Source organism: Geminocystis sp. GBBB08, assembly GCF_016743215.1.
Classification (GTDB): Bacteria; Cyanobacteriota; Cyanobacteriia; order Cyanobacteriales; family Cyanobacteriaceae; genus Geminocystis.
Genome location: NZ_VRZC01000148.1, coordinates 1 through 9,849, shown reverse-complemented (window position 1 = coordinate 9,849; position 9,849 = coordinate 1). Strand labels below are relative to the sequence as shown.

Here is a 9,849-nt window from a genome sequence, read left to right as displayed (position 1 = left end):
TGAAGTTCGCGCAGCTACGCTGTGCCTTTGGCATCGCCCCTAAGTAAGACAGATAAAAGATCAAGTTATAATTAATTAGTGGAACAAACAATGAAAAGATAGATCATGACAACAACTGCTGATGATCTTTGGCAATTATTAGCCGAATTAGTTATCGCTCAAAAAGAAACTGAAAGACGTTTTCAAGAAACAGAGCGTATTTTAAAAGAACAATCAAAAAAAACCGATCGCCAAATTAAACAAGTTAACCAACAAATCGGTAAATTAGGTAATCCTTTAGGGGAATTTGTAGAATGGCAAGTCTGCCCTTCGGCGGTAGAGTTATTTCGCTCTAGAGGTATTGATGTTCATGAGTTACAATCCGATGTCTCTGTAAAACGCATCGATGGTGGTTTAGAAATCGATTTATTAGTGGTTAATGATACTGATGATTACGGGTGCAGTTACTACTTCTGCACTTGCTAATTAGGAAGCAAAAAAATATCTAAATATTCTGCTAATTTTATCCACAATCTTAGTTGATTATTTTTCTTTAACGAACCATTATTAGATGATAATTTCGGTAATAATTTTTGGTGTAAAAAATCATAATAAATTTCTTGAATTTTATCTAACCAAAGATTTAATTTCAACTTGTTTCCTACTTTTATTAATTTATCTATCAGTTGAATATCATTTTCTAAACTATCTAATCGACTTTGGGATAGAATTTGTTGCAAACTGGATAAAATTAATTTCTCAAGGGTTTTTTTACCTTTTGGTATTTCTAATTTACATCTTAGATCATTTGCTTCTGTGGCGATCGCCTCTAAGTCAATTAAATAAGACTCTAAATTATCTAAGTCTGGTTTTTCGTTATTAATAGCCTCAATTACTTTCAAACAACGATAAGAAATAGCAACTTCGGCAGCTACTTGCAACTCTTGAGGAATAGGCACTTCATCCCGTTGAAAAGCAAGTAAAATACTATAATTATCTCGATATACTTGAGTATAAAGTTGATCGAGTCTTTTTTTCGTAGTCGTGGTTAATTTTTCCATAATCGATAATCTTTCTTCTGCAAAAAGATGCTTTAAATCAAAAGATTTATTACCGAATAAGCGACTCATGGTTAAAATTAAATCGACAATACTGGTTTGTTTCAACATCGAAAACAATTCCTCTTTCATCTGGGTATAAGCCAAGCGACTAGAAAAAGGTTGAATACAACAATGAAAATCCCAACCTCCAAGATGTAAAACGGCAAAAACAAAATGCCCACTTTCCCAAGTTATATTTGATATTAAACGCACTTGTCCTATTGCCAATGTCAAAGAGCCTATCTGTTGTTTCTGATAATCTAATTGTTGAGTAGAGTAACAATAAATAGTTTCTTCCTCTTGATAATTATTATATAAAGAACTGAGGGCATAATGAGCCGTTACCTGTTCTAAATTTACTTTCGATGGTATTACTCCTTGACGATAAACTCCTTCACCGTTACCAAATTGTTTAACGTTACTTGGCGCTTCGGCTAATCTAGCAATAAATTCTTTTTCTAATTGTACCCCAGCTATCTCACCGGCTAACTCTACTGCATGGGAAGCATAACGTAATATTTGTGTACCTTCAGGGCGAGAAATTTCTTCAAAAAACCATCCACAACTGGTAAACATCAATAAGGAGTTTTTCTGTATTTCTAATAATCTTAAAGCGTCAATTTCTTCCCCAGAGGATAATTGATGACTGCTGTGAGTGTTTAAAAATTGTTTAACAGTGTCAGGATTACGATCTAAAATAACTTCTATATATTCATCTCTGGCTAACCAAGGATTTTGAAAATAATTATAACCAACATCTTCATAAACTTTAGTCAACTCGTCTCGCAACCAATTTAAAGTTTCTCGCAGAGGTTTGCGCCATTTTTGATGATATTCACCACCACCACCACAACCACAGTCATCTTTCCATCTTTCGACACCGTGGTAACAACTCCAAGCGGTAACGGGTTTTAATTCTACTTCCCATTCTGGGGTAACAATACTAAGATAATGAGCATAATTGGTAACTGTCCATCCTTTTTCAGGAAATTCTTGAGTAAAAGCATAGGCGAGACATTTTTCTGTATCTTTTTTATGATGCCCAAAAGTTTCACCATCGGTAGCTACAGAAATAATTTGCGATTGACGATTATCTCCTCTTACGGCTGACTTTAAGCGAGAGTAAAAATGATGACTGCTTAATAAAACATCCCCAAAACCCATATCTCCAGAAATAGGACCATCATAGAAAAAAATATCAATATAATCCTTTTCATTAACATAACATCGATAAGGGCGTGTCGGATCAATTTGCCCTCCTCCTACTTCTAACCATTCGTCATTCTCATCTCTAATTATGGGACGACATCTTTCGGCTTGAGTAGGCGCAAGAATAATAAATTTAATTCCCTCAGCAATTAATACCTCTAAAGTCGGATAATCTACCGCCGTCTCTGCTAACCACATTCCTTCTGGTTGTCTGCCAAAACGTTTATAAAAGTCAGTTTTTCCCCATCTTACTTGGGTATATTTATCTCTTTCGTTGGCAAGGGGCAGAATAATATGATTATATACTTGAGCAATAGCATTTCCATGACCATTTAATCGTTGACAACTAAGGGCATCAGCTTCTATGATTTTTTTATAAACTTCGAGATCATATTTTTCTAACCATGACATGAGGGTTGCACCCATATTAAAACTCATGTACTCATAATTATTGACAATGCCGACAATATTACCATCATTATTGAAAATTCGAGCAAAGGCATTATTCCGATAACACTCATAAAAAATACGCTCATTCCAATCATGAAAAGGATGCGCACTAGGTTGCCTTTCAATGACGTTAAGGTAAGGGTTTTCTCTAGGGGGTTGATAAAAATGTCCATGCACTGTAACATAAACGCCTTTTGCTATACCCAAAGGGGAATCTTCAATATTTAAAGGCTGATGAGTAATATTTTCAGTAACAGCAGTTTTAAGAGTAATAGTCATAAGGAAAAAAATAGAATACTTCTTTTACAATTTAACCTTAATTCCTAATTTCTGAATGTTCATCAAGTTAAAATTACACAAAAATTTTAGAGGATGTGGAAAGATCAAAATGTGATTATCTATGATGTAATAAACTTTTGTTCAAATATTTAATATTTTTCTTACAAATTTGCTTTTTCTTCTTCCTTCTTCTGTCTTCCCCTACTACTATAACCAGAATAATGTTAGATCGAACTGAGGTGCTAATAATTGCGATAAGATACTTAATCAAAGATAATCAACAAGGAAATTTACGGTTAATGAGAGAAAAAATTACCATCCTCAAAGAAAATTTAGCTCGTACAATAGTAGGCAAAGACGATGCGATTAAATTAGTTATAGTAGCCTTATTGAGTGGTGGACATACTTTACTAGAAGATGTACCCGGAGTCGGAAAAACCTTACTAGCAAAGTCTCTCGCCCGTTCTATCCAAGGCAAATTTCAACGGATTCAATGCACTCCTGACTTATTACCTAGTGATGTTACAGGTACCAATATTTGGAATCCTAATACTAGAGAATTTGAATTTTTATCTGGTCCAGCTTTTGCTAATATATTATTAACAGATGAAATTAATCGGGCTACTCCTCGAACTCAATCATCTCTGTTAGAAGTCATGGAAGAAAAACAAATTACCGTTGATGGTGTAGCACGTTTTGTACCTTCTCCTTTCTTTGTTATTGCTACCCAAAATCCCATTGAGTATCAAGGCACATTTCCTTTACCAGAAGCACAAATGGATCGTTTTGCTATATCTTTAAGTCTAGGTTATCCTTCTTTTGAGGAAGAATTACAGATGTTGGAAAGACAATTAAATTCTACTTCTCTAAATGAACTTTCTCCCTGTATTACTTTAGAAGAGGTAATGGAATTACAAAAAAAAGTATCAGAAATAAAAGTAGCACCAGAAATACAAAAATATATTATAAATCTTATTACAGCGTCTCGTAATGATGATGATATTATTTTAGGAGTAAGCCCCCGTGGTACTGTTACTTTACAAAAAACCAGTCAGGCATTGGCATTTTTAGAAGGTAGAGACTATGTTATTCCTGATGATATTAAATTTTTAGCACCTAATGTATTATCTCATCGTCTTATCCCCGCCGGTGGCAGAAATGCTAAGGTGATAGTAGCCCGTTTACTAAATACTATAACGATAGAAATAGATAATTAGGAATGAAGAATGAGGAATAAAGAATATAGTTTATTAAAGGTTAAAAATGCTCAAAAAACGCTGGATTACGGTTATTATTGCTTTTATTGTTAGCTGGAGTGTTATTTTAGGATGGGGTGCATCTCATTATGGGGTGATGGCACAAAATTCTTTAATTATCTCTAAAAGCACAAAATCCGTAGATAAAGCTACGGATAATTTTAAAATCGGGGAAGAATCATATTTAGAAAACTGTGCTACTTGCCATATACCTATACCACCAGCAGTCTTACCTCAAGAAACATGGCAAACAATTTTAGAAAATCCAGGTAATCATTACGGCACAAAAGTAGGATTAACAGGCTTTAATCAACGGTTAATGTGGTTATATTTACAAGGTTATTCCCGACAGTTATTAAAAGATGAAAGAAAACCGCAATATATCGCCCAATCTCGCTATTTTTTCGCCCTTCACCCCCGAGTAAATTTACCTTCTACTATTACCCTTAATAGTTGTGTTGAATGCCATTCACAAGCAAGGAATTTTGATTATCAAGATGAAAATTAATCATCATCGATACAAAAAAATTACCTCTGACTAGCTACGGCAATTCAATTACAATATGGCGATCATTATCATGTCGTCATTGGCATAATTTCCATTGATGTTTTCTCAAAACTAATTTACAAATTATTACATTTTTATTTCTTGATAATTTTCATTATCACAAACTTTATTTTCTAATTCAGGGTTTTTAATAAAAAAAGTAATAACAACACTTTTCATTATATTGAAAACATTGCCTGTCTTATCTCCAGCTCGAATATTTCCCCCTAAATCAATAATATAAGTATAGTCAAATTCATCCTCTAAACACTTTTTTAAACCATCAAAAGCCCTTCCATCAATTAACGAAGAATAAGTAATAAAAGCGATAATTTCTTCTTCCCCTAGGTAATTGTTAATAGACATCGACCATAATTAAAAATTCAATCAATTATAATAAACTATTTATGAATTTAGGCTATGTTTTTAATGATCCCTGAGTTAAAATCAGATTTTTTTGGAGAAGTCTAATTGTTAATTGTTAATTATATATTACTTAGTTTATTTGATGAACAACATTTCCTGATAGGTAGGTAAAGCCCATAATTCGTCAGCAATTTCCTCTTCTAAAGCGTCTGCATATTTACGCACTTGATCCATTAATGAGCGGATTATTTTGGCATAATATTGAAGATGAGCTTCAGTACTTTCAAATTCATGTTTACTTAGAGCATCACTTAATTTATGAACTTCTGTGATCAAAGAATCTGCTAAATCAGCAACTTTTTTGATAGTGGTTTTATCAACTTCGATACCGATACCTTTAAGACTGGTTATAGTACTGGTGAGGTTCGATAAATATTTGATTGCCGCAGGATAAATAGTCGTTTTAGCCATACTAATTACTAATTTAGCTTCAACTTCAATGGACAATAAATATTGTTCTGCATAGACTTCATAACGACTTTGTAACTCCACAGGAGAAAGTACCCCCATTTTCTCGAATAATTCTTCAATATATTTCTCTTTTAACACGGGTAAAGCGTCAGCAGTGGTAGGTAAATTGGCTAAACCTCTTTCTTCTACAGCCATTTGATGCCATTCCGAAGAATAACCATTACCGCCGAAAACCACATTACCATGTTTTTCCATAATTTCTTGGAGAATTTTTTGAATTGCCGTATTTAATTCTGTACCTTTTGCTAATTCAGTTTCTAATTCTCCAGCAATCCAGTCTAAAGATTCTGCTAAAATGGTATTCATCGCTACCAAAGGACCGGCTACGGATTGACCTGAACCTACTGCCCGAAACTCAAAACGATTACCAGTAAACGCAAAAGGTGAAGTACGATTTCTGTCACCCGGATCTTTAGGAAATTCAGGTAAGGTATCAACACCAATATTCATAGTTTGAGCAGCTTTTGAGCCTTTCACTTCCCCGTTTCGAATTTGCTCAAATACATCCTCTAATTGTGAGCCTAAATACACAGAGATAATAGCTGGAGGAGCTTCATTTGCACCAAGACGATGATCATTACTAGACGTAGCTACTACCGCACGTAAAAGAGGTCCATATTTATGAACTCCTCTAATTACTGCACCACAAAAAATCAAGAATTGAGCATTAGCGTGAGGAGTGTCACCCGGATCTAATAAGTTACCTTGAGTAGCATTGCCCACAGACCAGTTAACGTGCTTACCTGAGCCATTAATTCCAGCGAAAGGCTTTTCATGAAGTAAGCAAGTAAAACCGTGTTTTTTCGCCATTTTGCGTAAAATTGTCATGGTTAACTGTTGATGATCTGTTGCTACATTGGCCGCTTCAAAAAAGGGTGCAAGTTCAAATTGTCCGGGTGCAACTTCATTATGTCTAGTTTTAGCAGGAATACCTAAACGATACATAGATTCTTCTACATCCTGCATAAACACTTGTACCCGTTCAGGAATTGCCCCAAAATAATGATCATCAAATTCTTGTCCTTTAGCGGGGGGTTTACCGAATAAAGTTCTTCCTGCCAATAATAAATCTGGGCGATTATGAGCAAAATTAGAGTCAACTAAAAAGTATTCTTGTTCTGCACCGCAACTAGAATTAACGGGGGCAATGTTGGTATGGCCTAATAATTTTAATACCTTTCTTGCCGCTTTATTCATAGCAGCATTTGATCGCAATAAGGGAGTTTTTTTGTCTAATGCCTCTCCTGTCCATGATACAAACACTGTAGGAATACATAAAGTTACACCGTTATCAGTTTCCATTACATAAGCTGGACTGGTTACATCCCAAGCTGTATAGCCTCTAGCTTCAAAAGTAGAACGAATACCCCCATTAGGGAAAGATGAGCCATCAGGTTCGCCTTTTACTAAAACTTTACCAGCAAATTCAGAAATAACAGAGCCGTCACCTTGTACGGATACAAAACCATCATGTTTTTCGGCGGTGGAGTTAGTTAGCGGATAAAAAACGTGGGCATAATAGAGAGCTTTTTTAGAAATTGCCCAATCTCTCATAGCTGTAGCCACCACATCAGCGATGGAAACATCAAGTGGTTCGCCAGTTTGGATGGTTTTTTTTAAGGATTTGAAAATCTCTTTTGGCAGACATTCTTGCATTTTGCTGAGGGTAAAAACATCTTTTGCCCACATATCTTCTAAGCGTTTGGGAGTGTTAAACGGCTTAATTTGTCGATTTGTGATCTGATTAATGGCTTCAACCCGTGATTTATTTCCGCTCATAGTTACTTTTTTTAGATAATATTTCACTCTAATAAATAAAGGTTTTTTAAAAAGTCCATTAAGAACAATTTTATAAACGTTTTCAGATTGATAAATTAAAGTTATATTAAAATTGAGGCAAGAAAAGGAGTTAACAAGTTATTACTCTTTTGCTTACCTAAATTAAGCTAATAGGATTTTAATATGAGCACCGTAACCGATAACGACTTAAAAGAGTTAAAGGATTTAATTAACTCTAAATTTGAGAAAATTGATAACAAGTTTGAAAGAGTATTTGAAGAGTTGACAGATATTAAAGTGGATATAGCTACCCTCAAAACAGAAGTTAGTACAATAAATAAAAGATTAGATAGTGTTGATAACCGATTAAATACGGTAACTTTAGGAGTTTTTGGGTTGATTGGGGTATTAGTAACAAGTTTACTTACTTTCGTAGGTAAAGTCGTCTTTTTCCCTAATCCATAATTCGATCAAAATAAGTAGCCAAATTAGCCAATGCAAGGTTCTTTTAAAAAAGTTATTATCGGTTCAATGTTTTTCGTTATAACCATGATTATTGCTATTTTTGGTTATGTTTCCTTTGGTTGGTCATTACTAGAATCAGTTTATATGGTAGTAATTACTATTTTTGGTGTTGGTTATGGAGAAGTACAACCATTAACAACTCCTACCCAAAAAATTTTTACCATGTTAGTAATTATTGCAGGAACATCATCAGCAGTTTATGGCGTAGGAGGTTTTATTCAAATGGTGACGGAAGGAGAAATAAATCGAGCATTTGAAGCTGATAGGCAAAGAAAAACTTTAGCTAACCTTGAAAATCACGTTATTATCTGTGGTTTTGGACATATTGGGCAAGTTTTAGCTAAACAACTAGATGAAGCCAAAGAATTATTTGTGATTATTGAAAATGATATTGAAAATTTAACTACTGCTAAAAATCGATCTTATTTAGTACAAGAAGGAGAAGCTACAGACGAAAATGTGCTTGTTAGTGCTGGTATTGAAAAAGCAAAGGTATTAGCCACAGTTTTACCTAATGATGCCACAAATGTTTTTATCACTCTTACCGCAAGAGAATTAAACCCAAATTTGATTATTTTAGCTAGAGGTGAGCTTCCTAGCACTGAAAAAAAATTGCGGTTAGCTGGGGCAAATCATGTCGTTTTACCCGCTAGTGTCAGTGGTTTACGCATGGCAAATTTAATTACTTCTCCTAGTATGGTGGATTTTTTAGCCCAAAAAGAAGAACAAAATTACTTAAATGATTTACTGATACAGATTAACGTTCAAATTGAGGAGTTAGTAGTGGGTAATACTTCTCGTTTAGTCGGTAGAACGGTTAGGGAACTAGAAATTAGAGGTAAAGGGGCGTTTATTGTAGTGGCTTTAAGACGGGGAAATGAACCTTTAATAACTCATCCTAATCCCTCTTTATTACTTAATTCAGGAGATGTTTTAATTGTATTAGGGCATCAAGAAGATTTACCTCAATTTGCGCGTTTTTACCAACTTAATCGCACGAAAAGTTAAATTTAGTTACCCGTTGAATAATCTAAAATTTTAGTCAAGGATAAAAATACGGAGAGAGAGGGATTCGAACCCTCGGTGGAGCTATAAACCCCACAACTTCTTAGCAGGAAGCCGCTTTCAACCGCTCAGCCATCTCTCCAAGAGATATTTAAATATTATAGCACAAAATAATTGTTTTTGACAACACCCTTAATTAGAAAAAATGGCTTTACTCTTTGTCCTATGATTCCTATATTTAACAAAACAAAATATTAAAGTAAGAGCTAAGATACTAATAGATATGATTAAAGGAAAAATATTAATTAGCCATAAACTCATTAAGATTAAAGCGATCGTGTCAGCCGCTAGAATAATTATTTTATCAGTAAAAGGATAGTCTTGAATGGTAATATTTTCTGTTTCTCTGATTTTAACAGGTGCGAAACAATTAAACCAAAATTGACTAATTAAAACAAATATTGCCCCCCAACCTAAGGAAAATAAAGCTAAATAAAAACCAAATAATTCTATAATTAAAGTAGTGATAATAACTAGATAAAATTTAATAAATACAGTACTTTGAAAACAGTTTTTACTAAAAATGCAAGGTTTTAAGTCAATAACTGCCATTCTTGCTTGTTCTAACGAAAATAAAAAGAAGGCAAAAGATATTAATTGAGCCGATAAATTATTTAAAGAAAAAGATTGCCATAATAAACCAAAACTAGCTGGAAAAAATAAAATAATAATGATTAAATTAAGACCGAACATAATTTGTAATATTTGTCTGCAAATTGTCACCTATTCTTCATTTCTAATTCCTAATAAGAGGTTTAAACCC

General features: G+C 33.9%; 8 protein-coding genes, 1 tRNA gene and 1 pseudogene. 5 read left to right on the top strand and 5 right to left on the bottom strand.

The annotated features are described in order from the left end of the window. Positions 1–105: 105 nt before the first annotated feature. Positions 106–429: pseudogene (locus FWJ34_RS15440) on the top strand (hypothetical protein); the annotation flags it as partial. A gap of 32 nt (positions 430–461) precedes the next feature. Here FWJ34_RS15440 and FWJ34_RS15435 read toward each other — a convergent pair. Continuing rightward, positions 462–3,017, bottom strand: a complete 2,556-nt coding sequence (locus tag FWJ34_RS15435; protein ID WP_308256230.1) for a DUF3536 domain-containing protein — start codon at positions 3,015–3,017, stop codon at positions 462–464. 299 nt (positions 3,018–3,316) lie between these two features. Here FWJ34_RS15435 and FWJ34_RS15430 point away from each other — a divergent pair, with 299 nt between their 5' ends. Next, complete coding sequence (locus FWJ34_RS15430; protein ID WP_308256231.1) at positions 3,317–4,234, top strand: MoxR family ATPase; 918 nt, start codon at positions 3,317–3,319, stop codon at positions 4,232–4,234. 46 nt (positions 4,235–4,280) lie between these two features. After that, complete coding sequence (locus tag FWJ34_RS15425; RefSeq protein ID WP_308256229.1) at positions 4,281–4,781, top strand: dihem cytochrome c family protein; 501 nt, start codon at positions 4,281–4,283, stop codon at positions 4,779–4,781. 126 nt (positions 4,782–4,907) lie between these two features. Here FWJ34_RS15425 and FWJ34_RS15420 read toward each other — a convergent pair whose 3' ends face one another. Both FWJ34_RS15420 and FWJ34_RS15415 read right to left on the bottom strand, forming a co-directional pair. After that, positions 4,908–5,186: a hypothetical protein gene (locus FWJ34_RS15420; protein WP_308256228.1), complete on the bottom strand. Its 279-nt coding sequence runs from the start codon at positions 5,184–5,186 to the stop codon at positions 4,908–4,910. Positions 5,187–5,321: 135 nt separating this feature from the next. Then, positions 5,322–7,496: a glutamine synthetase III gene (locus tag FWJ34_RS15415; protein WP_308256227.1), complete on the bottom strand. Its 2,175-nt coding sequence runs from the start codon at positions 7,494–7,496 to the stop codon at positions 5,322–5,324. 183 nt (positions 7,497–7,679) lie between these two features. Between FWJ34_RS15415 and FWJ34_RS15410 the strand changes: the two genes are divergently transcribed. Continuing rightward, positions 7,680–7,961, top strand: coding sequence for a hypothetical protein (locus FWJ34_RS15410; RefSeq protein ID WP_308256226.1), 282 nt, complete (start codon positions 7,680–7,682; stop codon positions 7,959–7,961). Positions 7,962–7,991: 30 nt separating this feature from the next. Next, positions 7,992–9,029, top strand: a complete 1,038-nt coding sequence (locus FWJ34_RS15405; protein ID WP_308256225.1) for an NAD-binding protein — start codon at positions 7,992–7,994, stop codon at positions 9,027–9,029. Between the two features lie 49 nt (positions 9,030–9,078). On the opposite strand, the gene FWJ34_RS15400 is transcribed toward FWJ34_RS15405, so the two are convergent. Further along, positions 9,079–9,168, bottom strand: a tRNA-Ser gene (locus FWJ34_RS15400). Between the two features lie 50 nt (positions 9,169–9,218). Beyond that, complete coding sequence (locus FWJ34_RS15395; RefSeq protein WP_308256224.1) at positions 9,219–9,779, bottom strand: hypothetical protein; 561 nt, start codon at positions 9,777–9,779, stop codon at positions 9,219–9,221. Between the last annotated feature and the right edge of the window lie 70 nt (positions 9,780–9,849).